This is a genomic window from Microbacterium sp. MPR-TSA4 (assembly GCF_058792815.1).
Genome location: NZ_JBXAFF010000001.1, coordinates 228,162 through 248,891 on the forward strand (window position 1 = coordinate 228,162; position 20,730 = coordinate 248,891).

17 protein-coding genes are annotated in these 20,730 nt (G+C 70.8%); 5 read left to right on the plus strand and 12 right to left on the minus strand.

Annotated elements, in window-relative coordinates:
* Positions 1-16 precede the first annotated feature (16 nt).
* The 5 genes from AC1Q49_RS01115 to AC1Q49_RS01135 form a co-directional block, all read right to left on the minus strand.
* Positions 17-1,828: a peptidoglycan D,D-transpeptidase FtsI family protein gene (locus AC1Q49_RS01115; protein ID WP_205283086.1), complete on the minus strand. Its 1,812-nt coding sequence runs from the start codon at positions 1,826-1,828 to the stop codon at positions 17-19.
* Between the two features lie 4 nt (positions 1,829-1,832).
* The gene (gene ftsL / locus AC1Q49_RS01120; RefSeq protein WP_492490693.1) at positions 1,833-2,435 is read right to left on the minus strand and encodes a cell division protein FtsL; all 603 of its coding nucleotides are present in this window, start codon (positions 2,433-2,435) and stop codon (positions 1,833-1,835) included.
* Entirely contained in the window at positions 2,432-3,391 is a 960-nt protein-coding gene (rsmH, locus tag AC1Q49_RS01125; RefSeq protein ID WP_060958758.1) for a 16S rRNA (cytosine(1402)-N(4))-methyltransferase RsmH, read from the minus strand. Before rsmH ends, ftsL begins: the two co-directional genes overlap by 4 nt.
* Positions 3,392-3,490: 99 nt before the next feature.
* Complete coding sequence (gene mraZ / locus AC1Q49_RS01130; RefSeq protein WP_060958759.1) at positions 3,491-3,922, minus strand: division/cell wall cluster transcriptional repressor MraZ; 432 nt, start codon at positions 3,920-3,922, stop codon at positions 3,491-3,493.
* Between the two features lie 216 nt (positions 3,923-4,138).
* On the minus strand, positions 4,139-4,519 hold the full coding sequence (locus tag AC1Q49_RS01135; RefSeq protein ID WP_191008704.1) for an SCO2097 family morphological protein: 381 nt from the start codon (positions 4,517-4,519) through the stop codon (positions 4,139-4,141).
* A 79-nt stretch (positions 4,520-4,598) separates the two neighbouring features.
* On the opposite strand from AC1Q49_RS01135, the gene AC1Q49_RS01140 reads away from it, so the two are divergent.
* Positions 4,599-5,687 (plus strand): polyprenyl synthetase family protein, encoded by a 1,089-nt coding sequence (locus tag AC1Q49_RS01140; RefSeq protein ID WP_101306488.1) that lies wholly within the window; start codon positions 4,599-4,601, stop codon positions 5,685-5,687.
* Between the two features lie 37 nt (positions 5,688-5,724).
* Here the strand turns inward: AC1Q49_RS01140 and AC1Q49_RS01145 are convergent, their stop codons facing one another.
* A complete protein-coding gene (locus AC1Q49_RS01145) occupies positions 5,725-6,072 on the minus strand; it encodes an Rv2175c family DNA-binding protein (RefSeq protein WP_060958762.1) in 348 nt (115 codons plus the stop codon).
* Between the two features lie 142 nt (positions 6,073-6,214).
* Between AC1Q49_RS01145 and AC1Q49_RS01150 the strand changes: the two genes are divergently transcribed.
* A complete protein-coding gene (locus AC1Q49_RS01150; RefSeq protein WP_492490694.1) occupies positions 6,215-6,976 on the plus strand; it encodes a LysM peptidoglycan-binding domain-containing protein in 762 nt (253 codons plus the stop codon).
* A 99-nt stretch (positions 6,977-7,075) separates the two neighbouring features.
* A complete protein-coding gene (gene pknB / locus AC1Q49_RS01155) occupies positions 7,076-9,001 on the plus strand; it encodes a Stk1 family PASTA domain-containing Ser/Thr kinase (RefSeq protein WP_205283090.1) in 1,926 nt (641 codons plus the stop codon).
* Positions 9,002-9,080: 79 nt separating this feature from the next.
* On the opposite strand, the gene AC1Q49_RS01160 is transcribed toward pknB, so the two are convergent.
* The 3 genes from AC1Q49_RS01160 to AC1Q49_RS01170 all read right to left on the minus strand — a co-directional run bounded on the left by AC1Q49_RS01160 (position 9,081) and on the right by AC1Q49_RS01170 (position 12,216).
* Entirely contained in the window at positions 9,081-10,418 is a 1,338-nt protein-coding gene (locus AC1Q49_RS01160) for a class II 3-deoxy-7-phosphoheptulonate synthase (RefSeq protein ID WP_061781705.1), read from the minus strand.
* Between the two features lie 142 nt (positions 10,419-10,560).
* Positions 10,561-11,244: a lysophospholipid acyltransferase family protein gene (locus AC1Q49_RS01165; protein ID WP_060958766.1), complete on the minus strand. Its 684-nt coding sequence runs from the start codon at positions 11,242-11,244 to the stop codon at positions 10,561-10,563.
* A gap of 33 nt (positions 11,245-11,277) precedes the next feature.
* Positions 11,278-12,216, minus strand: a complete 939-nt coding sequence (locus AC1Q49_RS01170; RefSeq protein ID WP_492490703.1) for an ROK family glucokinase — start codon at positions 12,214-12,216, stop codon at positions 11,278-11,280.
* A gap of 192 nt (positions 12,217-12,408) precedes the next feature.
* On the opposite strand from AC1Q49_RS01170, the gene AC1Q49_RS01175 reads away from it, so the two are divergent.
* A complete protein-coding gene (locus AC1Q49_RS01175; protein ID WP_492490695.1) occupies positions 12,409-14,244 on the plus strand; it encodes an AMP-dependent synthetase/ligase in 1,836 nt (611 codons plus the stop codon).
* A gap of 54 nt (positions 14,245-14,298) precedes the next feature.
* On the opposite strand, the gene AC1Q49_RS01180 is transcribed toward AC1Q49_RS01175, so the two are convergent.
* From AC1Q49_RS01180 to AC1Q49_RS01190, 3 genes are read right to left on the minus strand one after another with little or no spacing between them, the layout of a single operon-like run.
* Positions 14,299-14,790: a peptide deformylase gene (locus tag AC1Q49_RS01180; protein ID WP_060958769.1), complete on the minus strand. Its 492-nt coding sequence runs from the start codon at positions 14,788-14,790 to the stop codon at positions 14,299-14,301.
* Positions 14,790-16,334, minus strand: coding sequence for a MinD/ParA family ATP-binding protein (locus AC1Q49_RS01185; RefSeq protein ID WP_492490696.1), 1,545 nt, complete (start codon positions 16,332-16,334; stop codon positions 14,790-14,792). The genes AC1Q49_RS01180 and AC1Q49_RS01185 overlap by 1 nt, the downstream gene beginning before the upstream one ends.
* A 33-nt stretch (positions 16,335-16,367) precedes the next feature.
* The gene (locus AC1Q49_RS01190; protein ID WP_492490697.1) at positions 16,368-19,775 is read right to left on the minus strand and encodes a pyruvate carboxylase; all 3,408 of its coding nucleotides are present in this window, start codon (positions 19,773-19,775) and stop codon (positions 16,368-16,370) included.
* Between the two features lie 117 nt (positions 19,776-19,892).
* On the opposite strand from AC1Q49_RS01190, the gene AC1Q49_RS01195 reads away from it, so the two are divergent.
* Positions 19,893-20,699, plus strand: coding sequence for a ParA family protein (locus AC1Q49_RS01195; protein ID WP_060958771.1), 807 nt, complete (start codon positions 19,893-19,895; stop codon positions 20,697-20,699).
* Positions 20,700-20,730 lie beyond the last annotated feature (31 nt).

Here is a 20,730-nt window from a genome sequence, read left to right on the forward strand (position 1 = left end):
GCGCGTCGCGGTCTCGTCATTGTGTCACGGGCAGCAGAGGGGTGTCCGAGCCCGAGGGCATGACGCGGTAGTGCGTGAGCACCTGCGTCATGGCCTTCTTGAAGACGGAGCGGTTGGCCGAGGACATGGTGTTGGTCTTCGGCTCGTTGAACAGGGTCAAGACAACGTACTGCGGATCGTCCGCCGGGGCGTAACCGGCCAGGGACGTCATGTAGAGGTTGTCCTTGTACCCGCCGTTGCCGTCGGGCACCTGCGCGGTACCGGTCTTCACCGCGAGCCGGTAGCCGGGGATGCGGATGTCGTCGGCGAGCGTCCCCTGTGCGTAGACGTTCTCGAGCATCTGCGACACCTCGGCGGCGGTCTCCGGCTTGATGACCTGGACGGGGTCGGGCAGATCCGGTGTCACGACCGTGCCGTCGGGCTTGGTGCACGACTCCACGAGCTGCGCCGGCATCCGCACGCCGCCGTTCGCGATCGTCTGGAAGAGGCTCGTGACCTGGGTCGGGGTGACCGTGAACGCCTGGCCGAACGTCGTCGTGTAGTAGGTCTGGTTGTCCCACGTCGACGGGTCGCGGATCTCGCCGCTCGGCTCCGCCGACCAGTCGAGCGCGGTGCCGCCGCCGACGCCGAACTTCTTCAGGTAGTCGTAGCGGACCTCGGGGCTCACGAGCGAGCCGAACTGCGACATCGCCACGTTGGACGACTCCACCAGCCCGCCGGTCAGCGTCAGGTTCTGCGTCGGGTGGCTCTCCGAGTCGTTGATCACGGCACCGTTGGGGAACTGGATCCGATCGGGCGTCTCGACGGTGGATGTCGGGCTCAGGCCGGCCTGCTCGATCGCGGTCGCGGCCGTGACGGGCTTGAACGTCGATCCGGGCTCGTACGACACGCGCAGCAGGCGCGACCCGCGGTTGTCGGGGTCGGAGGCGCCGGGGTCGTTGGGGTCCACGGTGTTGGTCTCCGCGAGCGCGCGGATCTTGCCGGTCTTGGCCTCCATGACGATGATGCCGCCCCAGTCGGCCTGGTAGCGCGCCGTCTCCTCGGAGATCAGCTGCTGCATGAACCACTGCAGGTCGCTGTCGATCGTCAGCTTCAGCGTGCCGCCGTTGACCGCGGGGTCCTCGACCTCGGTGCCGGGGATGATGACCCCGTCGGCCCCGCGCTGATACGTGAGGGTGCCGTTGGTGGCCTGCAGACACGAGTCCTGCAACGACTCGAGCCCCTCCAAGGGGGTGCCGTCCGAGCCGACGAACCCGATGAGGTTTCCGGCGACGGCGCCGTCGGGGTAGGTGCGGGCGGGGTGGAGCGGGAAGGTCAGGAACGGCAGCTTCAGCTCGGCGAGCGCCCGGTACTCCTCGGTGGAGACGTACCGCTTCACGTAGGCGAACCGGGAGCCCGCGTCGGCGGCGAGGGCGTCCGCGACGATCTTCTCCACGTCGGCGGCGGACTGGCCCGTGATCGCCGCGATCTTGGGCGCCACCTCGCTCCACGGGGTCATGACGTTCTTGCCGTCGTCATCCTTGATCGTCCTGCCGTCGGCGTCGACCGTGGCGACGCCCTGCGCGGCGAGGAGCGGATCGATCTGCACGTCGTACAGCGTCGTGCTGCTGGCGAGGACGACGCCGTTGTCGTCGACGATCTCGCCGCGCGCGCCGTAGAGGGTGCTCTTGGCTCCGGTCGCGTAGGCCTGCGAGTCGTCGATGTGCTCGCGCGCGTTGACGACCTGGATGTCGACGAGGCGCACGACGAAGGCGCAGAGCACCGCCAGGACGACGGCGAGGGCGACGACGGTGCGCCGACGAGGACTGCGGGTGGCTCGTGTCGTCATGAGATCAGTGTGTGGCGGGGGTCGGCAGACCGTCGGCGATGGCAGGGGGTGTCGGTGTATCGACGATCGCCTTGTCGACGACGGAGGTCGTGCCGCCGCCGAGGGTGGCGGCCGGATCGCCCACGAGCGGCTGACCGCTGACGAGGGCGTTGCCCACGGCCGCTTTGCTGAGGGCGTTGACGGCGCTGGCGCCGGTGAGACCGGCGGCGGTGCCGATGATCGCGTTGTCACTCAGACGCAGATAGGTCGGTGCCTGGCCGGTGACCATGCCGAGGGCCTCCGCATTCGCGGCGAGGTACTGCGGCGAGCTGAGACCCGCGATGCTGTCCTGCAGCATCTGCTTCTGCCAGTCGAGGTCGCGCTGCTGGTCGCTCAGCGTCGACAGCTCGTACGACGACTGGGTCGTCAGGATCGACAAGCCCATCTGGGCGCCTCCGATCAGCAGGGCGCCGGTCACCGCGATGATGCCGTAGACCAGACGCGGACGGCGGCGCGGCTGCGGCTGCTCCAGCGCCTGCAGCCGACGCGCAGGTTCGCGACGCGGCGCGGACGGCAGGGCGGGCAGCCCCGCGAAGGGGTCGAGTGTGCTCTCTGCGGACATGCTCATGCCGCCTCCCGGATGCGTTCGGCCGCGCGAAGCCGCACGGGGGTGGCACGCGGGTTGCGCGCCTTTTCGTCGTCGGAGGCGAGCTCCGCTCCCTTCACGACCAGACGGAAGCGCGGAGCGTGCTCGGGCAGCTCGACGGGAAGTCCGGCGGGCGCAGTGGATGCCGCGGCATCCGCGAACACGCGCTTGACGAGCCGGTCTTCGAGCGACTGATAGCTCATGACCACGATGCGACCCCCGACGCGGAGGAGGTCGAGACCGGCCGGCAGGGCGCGCTCGAGCACCGACAGCTCGGCGTTCACCTCGATGCGAAGCGCCTGGAAGACCCGCTTGGCGGGATGCCCGCGCCCCTCGCGCTGCACCGCCACCGGCGTCGCGGCGACGAGCACGTCGACGAGCTGACCGGAGCGTTCGATGGGAGCGACGCCGCGCGCCGCGATGATCGCCCGCGCGTAGCGGCCCGCGAGCTTCTCCTCCCCGTAGCGCTCGAAGATGCGCCGGAGATCGCCCTCCCCGTAGGTCGCGACGATGTCGGCGGCGGTCGTCCCGGAGGTCTGGTCCATCCGCATGTCGAGGGGGGCGTCCTGGGAGTATGCGAACCCGCGGTCGGCCTCGTCGAGCTGCAGCGAGGAGACGCCGAGGTCGAAGAGGATGCCGTCGACGCGGTCGACGCCCGCTCCGCGCACCGCCGCGGCGATCCCGTCGTACACCGTGTGCACGAGCGTCACACGGTCACCGAAGCGCGCGAGCCGCTCCCCCGCGATGCGCAGGGCGTCGGTGTCGCGGTCGAGGCCGATCAGTCGGACGTCGGGGAAGCGCTCCAGCAGGGCCTCGGAGTGACCGCCCATGCCCTCGGTCGCGTCGACCAGCACGGCATCGGGCCGCTGCAGCGCCGGGGCGAGCAGCTCGACGCAGCGCTCGAGCAGGACGGGGGTGTGGATCTCGGAGTAGCTCATGATTCTTCGGGTCGGTGGTCCGGAGTCGTGATCCCCATCCGCCTGACCTGACACCGGGGAAGTGCGTCAGGGCGTGCGGCTGGGAGTCACGGCCACGGCTCAGAAGAGGCCCGGGATCACCTCCTGCTCCATGTCCGAGTAGCTGTCCTCGTTGCTGTCGGCGTAGGCGTTCCACGCCTCCGCGTCCCAGATCTCCGCGTGGGCACCCACACCGGTGACGATCAGTTCGCGGCCGAGGTTGGCGTAGGCGCGCAGGTGCGGCGGGATGGTGATGCGGCTCTGGCTGTCGGGCTTCTCGTCGCTCGCGCCCGAGAGGAACATGCGCTGGAAGTCACGCGACTGCTTGTTCGTCAGCGGTGCCTCGCGGATCTTCTCGTAGACCCGCTCGAACTCCTTCGTGCTGAACACGTAGAGGCAGCGCTCCTGACCGCGGGTGACCACGACACCGTCACCCAGGTCGGTGCGGAACTTGGCCGGCAGGATGACGCGGCCCTTCTCGTCCAGCTTGGGGGTGTAGGTGCCCAACAGCATCGTCCACTCCCCCTTCCTCCGGCCCGATCCAGGTGCGCACCACTTTACTCCACTTTCCTCCACCTGACTATGGTTTCGTGGGCGCAGCGCTCCCTCGGCGCTCCCCGGCGTCTTCTGACGGCGGGCCGCGTCGCGCATCGAGCCGCGAAAACAAGAAAGCACCGGCCCGATGGGCCGGTGCTTTCTCTTCGTCGCCGAAGCGACGTCAGCTGGGGGTCAGGCGCCGTCTTGGCGGCGGTCCCAACGATCGTTCATGCGATCCATGAAGGAGGACGAGGATGCTGCGCCGGACGTCTTGCGCTGGCCCTTGGGCTCTCCCGCCGGACGCACCGCGGCGACGCCCTTGGCCGGGGTCGCCGCGAGGACCACGCCGGCGACCATCACGAGGAAGGCGACGACGCCGATGGCGATGATCCCGGACGAGACGCCGGCGATCAGCCCCCCGAGACCGACGAGCACCAGGACGGTGCCGTAGACGATGTTGCGATAGCTGAGGGAACGGCCGTCTCGAGACGCGCTGACCACATCTGCGTCCTTGTTCATGAGATGGCGCTCCATCTCATCGAGCAGACGCTGCTCCTGCTCTGACAGCGGCATGCTGCCCCCTCCTCGCCGTTTCGGACCGGCATCGTGTGCGGTCGATTGTACGCGTGCAGTCGAGAACTAGGCTAGGCCCGTGGACGCTTCCCTCGACCCGATAGAGCCGGTTTCTCAGCGACTGGGAAGGTTCGTCGAGGCGCAGCGGTCGTCATGGGCCGATGCGGGCCGTGAGACGCAGCTGTTCCTGGACGCCGCGGCCCGCACTCTGGAGGGCGGCAAGCGGCTGCGCGCGCGCTTCTGCGTGACGGGATGGCAGGCCGTCGCCGAGGCGAGGGGTCCCGTCGCCGCCGCCCCCGACAGCGTCCTCGACGCCGCCGCCGCCCTGGAGATCTTCCATGCGGCCGCGCTCGTCCACGACGACATCATCGACAACTCCGACACGCGCCGCGGCCAGCCGGCGGCGCATCGCGGACTGGAAGCCGCCCATGCCCGCGCGGGCTGGGCGGGCGACGCCGCGGCCTTCGGCCGCTCGGCCGCCGTCCTGCTCGGAGACCTCCTCGTGGCATGGAGCGACGACCTGCTCGAGCAGGGGCTGCGGGCGGCCGAACACGCGGCATCCGCTCGCGAGGTCTACGCCCTGATGCGTCGCGAGGTCACCGTCGGGCAGTTCCTCGACATCGCGGAGGAGGCCGCCTTCACGACCGCACCCGATGCGGAGCACGCCGAGCGGGCGCTGCGGGTCGCCTCGCTCAAGTCGGCCCGCTACAGCATCCAGCATCCGCTTCTGCTCGGGGCTGCGCTCGCCGGCGGCGACGCGGCGCAGACGGCGGCGCTCGCGGCCTTCGGTCACCCGCTCGGTCTCGCCTTCCAACTGCGCGACGACGTGCTGGGCGTGTTCGGCGACAGCGCCGTCACGGGCAAGCCGTCCGGCGACGACCTGCGCGAGGGCAAGCGCACGCTGCTGATCGCCTACGCCCGCGAACGGCTCGACCGCCCGACGAAGCGACTCGTCGACGAGCTCATCGGCGATCCGGGGCTCGACGCCGCGCAGATCGCATCGTTGCAGCAGACGATCATCGACACCGGCGCCCTCGATCGCGTCGAGACGGCGATCTCCCACTACGCGGCGGAGGCCGACCGTGCACTGCGCGGCGCCCCCCTGTCGACGCCGGCGGTCGGAGCGCTCCGCGATCTCGCCCAGGCGGCGATCGCCCGTTCCTCGTGACGCGCGTCGCCCGGCGCACCGGGCGGCGACGGCGGCGTCAGGCGAGCGTCTGAGCGACCCGACGCACCTCGCTCTTGCGCCCCTGACGAAGCGCGGAGATGGGAGCCTGTCCGATCGACTCCTCCTCGGCGAGCAGCCAGTCGATCACCTCGTCGTCGCTGAACCCCGCATCCTGCAGCACGATGATCGTGCCGCGGAGGGCGGAGAGGGGTCGGCCCTCGGCGATGAAGATCTCCGGCACCGCGAACGCACCGCCGCGGCGAGAGCCGACGAGGTGCTTCTCGTCGAGGAGGCGGCGAACACGACCGAGCGGTTCGCCGAGGACCTCGACGAGTTCGGGGAGAGTGAGCCAGCCGGTGGACGCGGGGACGATGTCGTCGGTCACCCCTCCACTATCGCATCCCCCGCGCCCGACGTCGGCCCCCTGTGCGAATCACACTGGTCACAAACGTCACAGCAGCCACTCCTTATAGCACCAGTTGACACGACTTGCCTTCCGTGACACGGTGACGTGGGTGAGAACACACGTGCACACCGCTTCCGCCGGCTTCCTCGGCACGCTCGGCACGCTCGCGCTCGCACTGAGCACGACGCCCGCGGCCGCGGCCGAGAACCGCGCCGCCGCCGAGCGCCATCCCGTCGTCGACCTCCGCGCACGCACCGCCGCGCCGTCACCCGACACCTACACCGTGCAGGACGGCGACACCCTCTGGGCGATCGCCGAGGCGCACGGACTCACGCTCGACGCCCTCCTCGGCGCCAACGGCCTCACGCGCGACGCCATCATCTACCCGGGCCAGGTGCTCTCGCTGCCGGCGGCGGCGCTGGTCGCGACGCTCGCCGCCGTCGAGGCGCCCGCACCGGCCACGTCGGCGGTCACGGGCCTCGATGCCGAGCAGACCGAAAACGCCCGCATCATCATCGAGGTAGGCCGATCGCTCGGCGTGCCCGACCGCGGCATCGCGATCGCGCTGGCCACCGCGATGGTCGAGTCCTGGATCCGCAATCTCGACTGGGGCGACCGCGACTCGCTCGGCCTGTTCCAGCAGCGTCCGAGCACGGGCTGGGGCACTCCCGACGAGGTGCGCGACCCGCACCGTTCCGCCGAGGCGTTCTTCACCGGGGTCTCCGGCCCCGACGGCATGCTGACGCGCGGGCTCCTCGACGTCCCGGGATGGGAGTCGATGGACTTCGGCGCGGCCGCCCAGGCCGTGCAGGTGTCGGCGTACCCCGAGCGCTACGGCCCGTGGGAGCAGGACGCCTACGCCTGGCTGGCCGCACTCGGCTGACCCCGACGGCGTGCGCCGCACCCCCGTGGTCGCTGCGCACATGCCGTGAGGGGCGAGGCGCTCCCGGGACACGGCGCTCCGGCTCCCTAGAATCACAGAGTGAGCACGAGTCAGCAGACCGACCCGCTGATCGGCCGTCTCGTCGACGGCCGATACCGCGTGCGTGCTCGCATCGCCCGCGGAGGGATGGCCACGGTCTACGTGGCGACGGACCTGCGACTGGAGCGCCGCGTCGCCCTGAAGGTGATGCACAGCCACCTCTCCGACGACACGGTCTTCCAGAGCCGCTTCATCCAGGAGGCACGCGCCGCGGCCCGCCTCGCCGACCCGCACGTGGTCAACGTGTTCGACCAGGGCCAGGACGGCGAGATGGCCTATCTCGTCATGGAGTACCTGCCCGGCATCACGATGCGCGAGCTGCTGCGCGAGCAGAAGCGACTCAGCATCCCGCAGACGATCACGATCATGGATGCCGTGCTGTCGGGCCTGGCCGCCGCGCACCGCGCGGGCATCGTCCACCGCGACGTCAAACCCGAGAACGTGCTCCTCGCCGAGGACGGCCGCATCAAGATCGGCGACTTCGGGCTCGCCCGCGCCACCAGCGCGAACACCGCGACGGGGCAGATGCTGCTCGGGACGATCGCGTACCTCGCGCCGGAGCTCGTCACGCGCGGCACCGCCGACGCCCGCAGCGACATCTACGCCCTCGGCATCATGCTCTACGAGATGCTCGTCGGCGAGCAGCCCTACAAGGGCGAGCAGCCGATGCAGATCGCCTACCAGCACGCCACCGACTCGGTGCCGCGTCCGAGCGCACGCAACCCCGGCATCCCGGAGCAGTTCGACGAGCTGGTGATGTGGGCGACGGAGCGCAACCCCGACGAGCGCCCGGTCGATGCGCGCGCGATGCTCGACCGCCTGCGCGAGATCGAGAAGGAGCTCGGCGTGTTCCCGCACGTCGTGCGGGCACCGAGCCCGGGCATCGTCGCGGTCGACGACGGCGTGGACTCCGGTGAGCTGACGAAGGTCATGCCCGGCACGTTCACGGCCCCGACCGTGACGGAGCAGGTCGACAACGCCACCCGGCTGCGCGTGCGGTCGCGGCGGCGCGCACGGGCGGGCGGCTGGCTGGTGGTGCTCGTGCTGCTGCTCGCGGCGGTCGCGGGCGGTGCCGGCTGGTGGTTCGGATCCGGGCCGGGCTCGCTCGTCGGCGTTCCCGACGTGTCGGGGTCCTCGCTCGACGAGGCGACCTCGCAACTGGCCGAGCTCGGACTCAGCGCGGTGCCCGCGCAGGACTTCAGCCGCGACGTGCCGATCGACGCCGTCATCCGCACCGACCCCGGCGCCGGGACGCGCGTCGACAAGAACAGCGCGGTGACCGTCGTGGTCTCGCTGGGCCCGGCATCCCACGAGATCCCCGCCCTGGCCGGGCAGAGCCTCGACGCGGCGACGTCGTCGCTGTCGGAGATCTACATCTCCCCGTCCGGCGACCCGGCGCAGGTGTTCACGGATGCCGCGCGCGACACCGTGGTCAGCGCCTCGATCACCCCGCCCGGCGGCGGCGAGGCCGTGGACTGCTCGCAGGGATGCACGGCGCTGGAGGGATCGACGGCATCGTTCGAGATCTCGCTCGGCCCGGTGCCCGACGTCGCCGGCCAGAGCGTCGACAAGGCCACCGCCGCGCTCGAAGCCGTTCAGCTCGGCGTGACCACGACGCAGGCCTACGACGACGACGTCGCCGAAGGTCGTGTCATCCGCATCGCGGACCGCGACGGCGGCGGGCTCTTCCGCCCCGGCGACACCGTGACCCTCGTCGTCTCGAAGGGACCGCAGCCGATCGAGGTGCCCGACGTGACGGGTCAGACGGTGGCCCAGGCGATGGAGCAGCTCCGTGCAGCCGGATTCGAGCCGGGCACGGCCCTGCCCGAGATCGTCTGGGGCATCTTCACGGTGTCCAGCACCAGCCCCGCCGGCGGCACCATGCAGCTGCCCGGCACCAAGATCACCGTCCGCTCGACGGGCTGACGCACGCGCGGCGGCACGCCGGCGCGCTCGGGCGCTCACCCCGCGTCTGGGCACGGCAGCCGTGCCCAGACGCGATCGGTCAGCGCTTCTCGAGCTCCTCGGCGACGAGGAAGGCGAGCTCGAGGCTCTGCATGTGGTTCAGACGCGGGTCGCACAGGCTCTCGTAACGCGTCGCGAGGGTGGCCTCGTCGATGTGCTCCGATCCGCCGAGGCATTCCGTGACGTCGTCGCCGGTGAGCTCGACGTGGATGCCGCCCGGGAACGTGCCGACCGCGCGGTGCGCCTCGAAGAACCCGCGCACCTCGTCGACGACGTCGTCGAAGCGACGCGTCTTGTAGCCGGTGGGCGTGGTGATGCCGTTGCCGTGCATCGGGTCGGTGACCCACAGCGGGGTGGCACCGGAATCGCGGACGGCTTCGAGCAGCGGCGGCAGCGCGTCGCGGATCTTGCCGGCGCCCATGCGCGTGATGAAGGTCAGCCGGCCCGGCTCGCGCTCGGGATCGAGCTTGTCGATCAGCTCGAGCGCCGTCTCCCGCGAGGTCGACGGGCCGAGCTTCACGCCGATGGGGTTGCGGATCTTGGAGAAGTAGTCGACGTGGGCGCCGTCGAGCTCCCGCGTGCGCTCCCCGATCCACAGGAAGTGGGCCGAGGTGTTGTACGGCGTGCCCGTGCGAGAGTCGATGCGCGTCATGGGGCGCTCGTAGTCCATCAGCAGGCCCTCGTGACCCGTGTAGAACTCGACACGGCGCAGCTCGTCGAAGTCGGCGCCCGCCGCCTCCATGAACTTGATGGCGCGGTCGATCTCCGTGGCGAGACGCTCGTACTGCTGGTTGGCGGGGTTCTGGGCGAACCCCTTGTTCCAGCTGTGGACCTCGCGGAGGTCGGCGAAGCCGCCCTGCGTGAAGGCGCGGATGAGGTTGATGGTGGACGCCGCCGTGTGGTACCCCTTCAGCAGTCGCTGGGGGTCGGCGGTGCGCGAGGCCTCGGTGAAGTCGAAGCCGTTGACGATGTCGCCGCGGTACGCGGGCAGGGTGACGTCGCCGCGGGTCTCGGTGTCGCTGGAGCGCGGCTTGGCGAACTGGCCGGCCATCCGCCCCATCTTCACGACGGGCATCGACGCACCGTAGGTCAGCACGACGGCCATCTGCAGCACGGTCTTGATGCGATTGCGGATCTGCTCCGCCGTCGCGCCGGCGAACGTCTCGGCGCAGTCCCCGCCCTGGAGCAGGAACGCACGTCCGGAGGCGGCGCGGGCCAGGCGATCGCGCAGGTTGTCGACCTCGCCGGCGAAGACGAGAGGAGGCAGCGTCGCGAGCTCGGCGGAGACGGCCGCGACGGCGTCGAGGTCGGTCCAGGAGGGCTGCTGTTTGATCGGGAGCGTGCGCCAGTGATCGAGATCGGCGTGCAGGGTGGGCATCCGCTCAGTCTAGCGGCGCGCCAGGATGCCGCGGCCCCGCGCGCCGCCACCCTTTCGCGAGCCGCCATCCTTCGGCCGAGCCGCCATCGCGCGGCCCGCCCGAAGCATGGCGGCTCGGCCGCGGCATGGCGGCTCGCGCAGATCAGGCGCGGGCCGCGCGCTCCTTCACCGTCGACGCGTACACGTCGTCGTACTGCTGTTCGCCGAGCCGTTGGAGGGCCACCATGATCTCGTCGGTCACCGACCTCAGCACGTAGCGATCGGACTCCATGCCGTGGAACCGCGAGAAGTCCAGCGGCTCGCCGATCACCATGCCGACGCGACCGACGCGCGGAATGGATCGGCCGATGGGCATGACGGCATCCGTGTCGACCATGACGACGGGGATGACGGGCACACGGGCCTCCAGCGCCATGCGCGCGAGACCGGTGCGACCCCGGTAGAGCTTGCCGTCGGGGCTGCGCGTGCCCTCGGGGTAGATCCCGAGCAGGTCGCCGCGGCCGAGCACCTGCAGGCCCGTGTTCAGCGAGGCCTCCGACGCCTTGCCGCCCGTGCGATCCACCGGGATCTGGCCCGTGGCCTTCATGAACATCCGGGTGGCCCAGCCCTTCAGCCCGGTCCCGGTGAAGTAGTCGCTCTTCGCGAGGAAGCTCATGGGCCGGTCGATCATGAGCGGCAGGAAGATCGAGTCGCTCACCGACAGGTGGTTGCTCGCGAGGATCGCCGCACCGGAGGACGGCACGTGGGAGCGGCCCACGATCCACGGGCGGAAGATCGCCTTCACGATCGGCCCGATCACGATGTACTTCATGACCCAGTAGAACATCAGGCTCCTCCCCCGCTCATCGGCGTGGGCGTCTCATCGGCTCCGCAGGCCCGCGAGGTCGGCGACGCCCACGAGCCCGGCGTCGTTGCCGAGCGTGGCCACGGTGAAGCGGGCGGTCGGCCGATCGCCGAAGCCGGGAAGCGACGTCTCGTAGGCGATCCGCGTCGGCTCCAGCAGCACCTCGCCCAGATCCGCCACCCCACCGCCGATGACGTAGAGGTCGGGGTCGAGCACCGCCTGGAAGGCGCCGCAGGCCTCGCCGAGCGCCGTGGCGACACGGCGCACGGCCTCGACCGCCCCGGCATCCTCTTCGCTGAGCAGGAGCGCGAGATCGGCCGCGGGGACGATCCCGTCCGCGCCGCGATGCGCGGCCAGCCGGGCGCCGATTCCGCCGCCGTCGGCGATGTCGCCCAGCTCCCGCTGGAGCGCACGGCCGGACGCGTACTGCTCGAGGCAGCCGTTCTGTCCGCACCCGCAGGGGCGCCCGCCGCGCACGAAGCGCAGGTGGCCGAGCTCCGCGGCGCTGCCGTTCGCGCCGATGAGCAGTCGCCCGTCGTTGATCACGGCACCGCCGACGCCCGTGCCGAGGGTGACCATGACCATGTCGGTCGATCCCTGGCCCGCTCCGAAGCGGTACTCGCCCCAGCCGGCGGCGTTCGCGTCGTTCTCCAGGGTGACCGGACGGCCGATCCGCGCCTCGAACTCGGCGCGCAGCGGTTCGTTGTGCCAGTCGATGTTCGGCGAGTGCAGCATGACCGACCGCGTGCGGTCGATGTAGCCCGCGGCGGCGACGCCCACCGCGCCGACGTCGTGCCGTGACGCGAGGTCGTGGACCATCGCCGCGACCGCCTCGGCGAGGGCGCCGGTGTCGACGGGCGTCGCGACGCGCGTGCGCTCGATGATCGCACCGGTGTCGTCGACGACACCTCCGGCGATCTTCGTCCCGCCGATGTCGATGCCGACGTTGAGCACGGCGCTCCCTTCCGGCCGGCCCGGGCGGCACGGCATCCGAGAGTCTAGTGTGGACAGGACAGACCTACGGTCCGGGCAGACCGTGCTTTTGGGACGGACCCTGTCCACTGTGGGACTGAGTGTCACCAGCAGTTAGACTCGATTCCAGCCGTCGATCGCCGACGCCACCCGGTACCGAAGGAGTTGCCGCCCATGAGCGCCGTACAGTTCGAAGTCCCCGCGGTCGTGCCCGCAGACCCGCAGGCCAATGTCGCCGACCTGCTCGTCGAGCGGGTGAAGGCCACGCCGTCCCTCGCGCTCTTCGCCGTCCCCGACGGTGACGGATGGCGCGACATCACCGCCGCCGCGTTCGAGCGCGAAGTGATCGCGCTGTCGAAGGGCTTCGCCGCGGCCGGCATCGCCCCCGGCGACAAGGTGGGTTTCGTCGCCCGCACCACCTACGAGTGGACGCTCGTCGATTTCGCCCTCTTCTTCACGGGCGCCGTCATGGTGCCCATCTACGAGACCAGCTCGGCGGCGCAGATCAGCTGGATCCTCTCCGACTCCGGCGCGATCGCCGTGATCGCCGAATCCGCCGAGCACGCCGCCCGCATCGCCGAGATCCGGTCGGAGGTGCCCCTCGTGCGCGACGTCTGGACCATGGCCGACGGCGACCTCGACACGCTGCGCGCCGGCGGGACGGGCATCGAGGATGCCGAGATCGAGCGCCGCCGGAGCATCGCGGTGGGCTCGGACATCGCCACGCTCATCTACACCTCCGGGTCGACGGGACGGCCGAAGGGATGCGTGCTCACGCACAGCAACTTCGTGGAGCTGTCCCGCAACGCGGCGAAGGCCCTCGCCGAGGTCATGAACACGCCGGGCGGCGCATCGACGCTGCTGTTCATCACGACCGCGCACGTCTTCGCGCGGTTCATCTCGATCCTCGACGTCCACGCGGGCGTGAAGACCGGTCACCAGCCCGACACGAAGCAGCTGCTGCCCGCGCTGGGCTCGTTCAAGCCGACGTTCCTGCTGGCCGTCCCCCGGGTGTTCGAGAAGGTCTACAACTCCGCCGAGCAGAAGGCCGAGGCCGGCGGCAAGGGCAAGATCTTCCGCGCCGCGGCCCACACCGCGATCGAGCACTCCCGCCTGCTGCAGGACGGCAAGAAGATCCCGCTGGGCACCAAGATCAAGTTCGCCCTGTTCGACAGACTCGTCTACTCGAAGCTCCGCGAGGCGATGGGAGGCCGCGTCACCTACGCCGTGTCCGGCTCCGCGCCGCTCGGCCCACGTCTCGGCCATTTCTTCCACAGTCTCGGGGTGACGATCCTCGAAGGCTACGGCCTCACCGAGACCACCGCGCCGGCGACCGTGAACCTCGCCACGAAGTCGAAGATCGGCACCGTGGGTCCGGTGCTCCCCGGCGTGGGGGTGCGCCTCGCCGACGACGGCGAGATCGAGGTCCGCGGCATCAACGTGTTCAAGGAGTACTGGCGCAACGACGAGGCGACGGCCGCCGCCTTCGACGACGGGTGGTTCAAGACCGGCGACATCGGCTCGTTCGACAGCGAGGGCTTCCTCACGATCACGGGGAGGAAGAAGGAGATCATCGTCACCGCGGGCGGCAAGAACGTCGCCCCCGCCGCACTCGAGGACCCGATCCGCGCCAACCCGATCATCGGGCAGGTCGTGGTGGTCGGCGACCAGAAGCCCTTCATCTCGGCGCTCGTCACGCTCGACCCCGAGATGCTGCCGACGTGGCTGGCCAACAACGGGCTGCCCGCCGACATGTCGCTCGCGGAGGCGGCACAGAACCCGAAGGTGCGCGAGGAGGTGCAGCGGGCCGTCGACATCGCGAACAAGAACGTGTCGCGCGCCGAGTCGATCCGCAAGTTCACGATCCTCGGCTCGGAGTGGACCGAGGCCAGCGGTCACCTGACTCCGAAGATGAGCATCAAGCGGAACGTCATCCTCAGCGACTTCGCCGATGCCGTCGACGACATCTACACCGTGCCGGTCACCACGACGAACGTCTCGCTCGGCTGAGCGTCGCGTCCGCAAGGAAGGGGGCCGGTCGCGCACGACGGGCCCCCTTCCTCGTCAGAACCAGTTCGACTCGCGGATCCGGCGCATCGCGATCTTGCGCTCTTCGGGACTCAGACGCGAGATGTAGAGCATCCCGTCGAGGTGATCGGTCTCGTGCTGCAGCGCCTGGGCCATCAGCCCCTCCCCCTCGAGGACGAGCTCGGCACCGTCGAGGTCCATGCCCACGACGCGGGCCCAGGGGTAGCGCAGCGTGTCGTGCCACAGATCGGGCACCGACAGGCAGCCCTCGCCGACGAGCTGCGGCTCGCCGGCGACGTCCGTGAGTACCGGATTGAGCACGTATCCGATGTCGCCGTCGATGTTGTAGCTGAACGCGCGCAGCCCCACGCCGATCTGCGGCGCCGCCACACCGGCCCGCCCCGGCAGCTCCACGGTGTCGAGCAGATCCTGCACGAGGCCGCGGATGCCGTCGTCGACGACCTCGATGGGCGCGCTGGGTGCGCGCAGCACCGGGTCGCCGAACAGGCGGATCGGCCGGACGGCCATCAGGCGGCGGCCCGCTGACGCAGGCTCTCGACGACGATCGCGGCGAGCTCGCGCGCGGCCGCCCGCGTCTCGGGCTGCAGGTCGCGGAAGACGATGGCGCTGCCCGACGCGATGTGCGGGTCGTACGGCATCCGCACGACGCGCCCCACGCGGGTGGCGAAGTGCGCCTCGAGCTCGTCGGCGCGCACGAGCGGCGCCCCCGGGCGGGCCGTATTGAGCACGACGACCGCTCCGCGGACGAGATCGGCGAAGCCGTTGCTCTCCAGCCACGTGAGGGTCTCCGACGCGAGCCGCGCCTCGTCGACGCTCAATCCGGCGACCACGATGATCTGGTCGGCGCGGTCGAGCGTCGCGCCCATGACCGCGTGGACGATGCCGGTGCCGGTGTCGGTGAGCACGAGCGAGTAGAAGTGCGCGGCGACGTCGGCGACCGCGTTGTAGTCGGAGTCGTTGAACGCCTCCGACACGTGCGGGTCGGTGTCCGACGCGATGACGTCGAGCCGGGTGTGGTCGCGGGCGACGATCTCCGAGATGTCGTTGAACCCGCGCACGTCGGCGTGGGCGCGGACGAGGTCGCGCACGGTCTTGCCGCTCGAGCGGCCGATGCGCTCGGCGAGCGTGCCGCGGTCGGGGTTGGCGTCGACGGCGATGACGCGATCCTCCCGCGCATCCGCGAGCGCCATCCCGAGCAGCGTCGTGACGGTCGTCTTCCCGACGCCGCCCTTGCGCGAGAGCACCGGCACGAACTTGGCTCCGCCGTGCAGCGGAGCCGCGATCCGGCGATCGAGATCCTTGCGCGCCCGGGCGCGCTTGCCGTCACCGAGGTTGATGCGCCGCCCCGACAGCGTGTACACCAGGTGCTGCCAGGTGCCCTCCGGCTCGGGCCGCGTCGCGCGGGCGGGGTCGAGCAGACGGTCGGCCGTCAGCAGGTCCGAGCTCTCGCGGCCCGCCTCGAAGTCGCCCAGCCGGCGCGACTGCAGCGTCACCTCGGACGTGCGCGGACGCACGCGTTCGTGATGCGCGAGATCGGTGGATGCCGCGACCGCGACCGTGACGGCGGCGATCTCGTCGGCGTCCTCGACCGTCGGAGCCTCGGACGGCTCCTCGGCCGTCGTCGACGGGTGCTCCTCGTTGTCGTCGTCCTCGTCGTCGTCCACGACGGCCTCGTGGATCTCGTCGTCGGCGACGAGGTCGGAAGCCTCGACGCTCGCCGGAGCCGCGGCGGCGGCGTAGGTCAGGTCGTCGTCCAGCACGACGTCGTCGTCGTCGAGGTAGTCGTCCTCGTCGGCCGCGACGGGCAGGGCGACATCCACCTGAGCGGTCGCACCGTCGACGATGCCGATGCCCGTCGTGTCGATGCCGGCAGACGTCTCCAGCACGCCGTTGTCGACGTCCTCGGTCGCGTTCTCGTTGCGGTCAGGCACGGATGCACACTCCAGATTCAGGCCGTCACCGCGGCGGGCGTCGGCCGGTTCGGGGTCCTCGTGAGGACCGCACGATCGCGGCGTCGCCGCCCGATCGACGGGTCGATCCCCGACCCCCATGGCTCGCGGGACGTCACGCGCCCCCGACCCAGGCTACTCGGCGGGTCGGACGACGAGCAAAAGGTCGCCCGCCTCGACGGGAGCCGGCGACGCGATCGCCAACCGCTCCACGACGCCGTCGACCGGCGCTGTGATCGCCGCCTCCATCTTCATCGCCTCGATCGAGGCGACCGGCTGCCCGGCCGTCACCCGCTCTCCGATCCCGGCCACGAGGGTCACGACCCCCGAGAACGGCGCGGCGACCTGGCCCGGGATCGACGTGTCGGCCTTCTCTGCCTGACGCGTCTGGACCGCGATCGCGCGGTCGCGCACGAACACGGGACGCAACTGGCCGTTGAGGGTCGTCATGACGGTCCGCATGCCCTTGTCGTCGACCTCGCCGATCGCCTCGAGCCCGACGTAGAGCTGCACCCCGCGCTCGATCTGCACGACGTGCTCGGTTCCCGGCGTGAGGCCGTAGAGGTAGTCGGCGGTGTCGAGGACGCTGAGGTCGCCGTAGGTCTCGCGCACCTCGCGGAACGCGGCCGTCGGCGCCGGGAAGAGCAGGCCGTTGAGGGTGGCGCGTCGCGTCGCCGAGTCGGCATCCAGCGCGGCGGCCTCCTCCGGCGAGATCTCCGTGACCCCCGTGCGCACCTCACGGCCGCGCAGCACCTTGGTGCGGAAGGGCTCGGGCCAGCCTCCGGGCAGGTCGCCGAGCTCGCCGGCCATGAAGGCGACGACGGAGTCGGGCACGTCGTACTTCTCCGGGTTCTGCTCGAAGTCGGCGGGGTCGGCGCGGACGGCGGCGAGGTGGAGGGCCAGGTCGCCGACGACCTTCGACGACGGTGTGACCTTCGGAACGCGTCCGAGGATGGCGTCGGCGGCGGCGTACATGTCCTCGATCAGCTCGAAGTCGTCCGACAGGCCCAGCGCGATCGCCTGCTGCCGGAGGTTGGACAGCTGCCCGCCGGGGATCTCATGGCGGTACACCCGCCCGGTGGGTCCGGGAAGGCCCGACTCGAAGGGACGGTAGAGATGGCGGACGGCTTCCCAGTACGGCTCCAGGTCGGAGACCGCGTCGAGGTCGAGCCCGGTGTCGCGCTCCGTGTGGGCCAGGGCGGCCACGAGGGCCGACAGCGACGGCTGACTCGTCGTGCCCGCCATCGGGGCCGCCGCGGCATCCACCGCGTCGGCACCGGCAGCGCCGGCGGCCAGCAGCGTCGCCAGCTGTCCGCCCGCCGTGTCGTGGGTGTGGACGTGGACCGGGAGGTCGAAGCGCTCGCGGAGGGCGCGCACGAGGCGCGCGGCCGCCCCCGGGCGCAGGAGCCCGGCCATGTCCTTGATGGCGAGCACGTGCGCCCCGGCATCCACGATCTGCTCCGCGAGGCGCAGGTAGTAGTCGAGGGTGTAGAGGTCTTCCGACGGCGAGAGCAGGTCGCCGGTGTAGCAGAGCGCGACCTCCGCGACGGCGATGCCCGTCTCGAGCACGGCATCGACGGCGGGACGCATCTGGGAGACGTCGTTGAGCGCGTCGAAGATGCGGAAGATGTCGACGCCGGATGCCGCGGCCTCCCGGACGAAGGCGTCGGTGACCCGGGTGGGGTACGGCGTGTAGCCCACGGTGTTGCGTCCGCGCAGCAGCATCTGGATCGCGACGTTCGGCAGCGCCTGTCGGAGCGCGTCGAGACGCTCCCAGGGGTCCTCCCCCAGGAAGCGCAGCGCGACGTCGTACGTGGCGCCTCCCCAGGCTTCGACCGACAGCAGCTGCGGGGTCAACCGGGCCACGTAGGGCGCGACCGTCACGAGGTCGCGCGTGCGGACGCGCGTGGCGAGCAGCGACTGGTGGGCGTCGCGGAACGTCGTCTCGGTCACCGCGAGGGCCGTCTGCTCGCGCAGGGCCCGGGCGAAGCCGGCGGGGCCGAGCTCGCGCAGGCGCTGGCGGGAGCCGGCGACCGGCGCGGCCGACAGGTCGATGCGCGGCAGCTTCGTCGCCGGCTCGACCGTCAGCGGGTTCTCGCCGTTCGGCCGGTTGACGGTCGTGTCGGCGAGCCAGGCGATGATCTTCGATCCGCGGTCCTTCGACTCCCGCCCCCGCAGCAGCTCCGGCCGCTCGTCGATGAACGCCGTACTGACATCGCCCGCCACGAACGCGGGGTCGTCGAGCACCGCCTGCAGGAACGGGATGTTGGTCGAGACCCCCCGGATGCGGAACTCGGCGAGAGCGCGCCGCGAGCGCACGACGGCCGCCGCGAAGTCACGTCCCCGGCACGTGAGCTTGGCGAGCATCGAGTCGAAGTGCGGGCTGACCTGCGAGCCGGCCGCGGTGGTGCCGCCGTCGAGGCGGATACCGGCGCCTCCGGGCGAGCGATACGTGGTGATCTTGCCGGTGTCGGGCCGGAAGCCCTGCGTCGGATCCTCGGTCGTGATGCGGCACTGCAGGGCGGCTCCGCGCAGACGGATGTCCTCCTGGTGCAGCCCGAGGTCGGCGAGGCTCTCCCCCGCGGCGATGCGCATCTGCGACTGCACGAGGTCGACGTCGGTCACCTCCTCTGTCACGGTGTGCTCGACCTGGATGCGGGGGTTCATCTCGATGAAGACGACCTCACCCGTCCGCGGGCCTGCCGTCTCGAGCAGGAACTCGACGGTGCCGGCGTTCTCGTACCCGATCGAGCGGGCGAACGCGACCGCGTGACGGTGCAGGCTCTCGCGGACGTCGTCGGCGAGGTTGGGCGCCGGGGCGATCTCGATCACCTTCTGGTGCCGGCGCTGCACGGAGCAGTCGCGCTCGAACAGGTGGACGGTCTCACCGGTCTTGTCGGCGAGGATCTGCACCTCGACGTGGCGGGGCCGCTGGACGGCCTGCTCCAGGAAGACCCGGGCGTCGCCGAACGCGCTGTCCGCCTCGCGCATCGCCTCGGCGATGGCCGGTGCGAGCTGCTCCTTCTTCTCCACGCGACGCATGCCGCGTCCGCCACCGCCGGCGACGGCCTTGACGAAGATGGGGAAGCCGATGCCGTCGGACTGGCTGACGAGCAGCTCGACGTCGTCGGATGCCGCGGTCGAGCGCAGCACGGGCACGCCCGCGGCGATCGCGTGCTCCTTCGCCGTGACCTTGTTTCCGGCCATCTCCAACGCCCGCGACGGCGGCCCGATGAAGACGATGCCGTTCTCGGCCGCCTTCGCGGCGAGCTCGGGGTTCTCGGACAGGAATCCGTACCCGGGGTAGATCGCGTCGGCGCCGGACTCCTTGGCGACGCGGATGATCTCGTCCACGTCGAGGTAGGCCCGCACCGGCTGACCGGCGGCGCCGATCTGATACGCCTCGTCGGCCTTGAGACGGTGGAGAGAGTAACGGTCCTCGTAGGGGTACACCGCGACGGTGCGCGCGCCGAGCTCGAACGCCGCGCGAAACGCCCGGATCGCGATCTCTCCGCGATTGGCCACCAGGATCTTGCGGAACATGCGCACCTCTTCTCCGAGCGGCCCTCGCGTGCCGAGAGACCCTGATTCCCCGACGGGCCCACTTTTCACGAGGGCCTGAGTGTCCTCACAGCCTAGGGGACGGTAACGTAGAGCCTCGTGCACGTACTCTCCGTCTCCTCGCTCAAGGGGGGTGTCGGCAAGACCACCGTGACTCTCGGCCTCGCCTCCGCGGCGTTCGCTCGGGGAGTGCGGACTCTCGTCGTCGACCTCGACCCGCAGTCTGACGTGTCGACGGGCATGGACATCCAGGTCGCGGGACGCCTCAACGTCGCCGACGTGCTCGCCAATCCGAAGGAGAAGGTGGTCCGTCAGGCCATCACCTCCAGCGGGTGGGCCAAGGTGCATCCGGGCACGATCGACGTGATGATCGGCAGCCCGTCCGCGATCAACTTCGACGGTCCGCACCCCAGCGTGCGCGACGTGTGGAAGCTCGAGGAGGCCCTCGCGACGATCGAGGCGGACTACGACCTCGTCCTCATCGACTGCGCTCCCTCGCTCAACGCGCTCACGCGCACTGCCTGGGCGGCATCCGACCGCGTCGTCGTGGTCACCGAGCCCGGCCTGTTCTCGGTCGCCGCCGCCGACCGCGCGCTGCGCGCGATCGAGGAGATCCGCCGCGGCCTCTCGCCGCGACTGCAGCCTCTGGGCATCGTCGTGAACCGGGTGCGCCCGCAGTCGATCGAGCACCAGTTCCGCATCAAGGAGCTCCGCGACATGTTCGGCCCGCTCGTGCTCTCGCCGCAGCTGCCGGAGCGCACCTCGCTGCAGCAGGCCCAGGGCGCCGCCAAGCCGCTGCACATCTGGCCCGGCGACTCCGCTCAGGAGCTCGCGGGCGACTTCGACGCGCTGCTGGACCGCGTCATGCGCACCGGCCGCATCACCGCCGGCGAACAGCGCGCCTGATCCTCACCCGCCCGCTCGTCGAGCGAGCGCC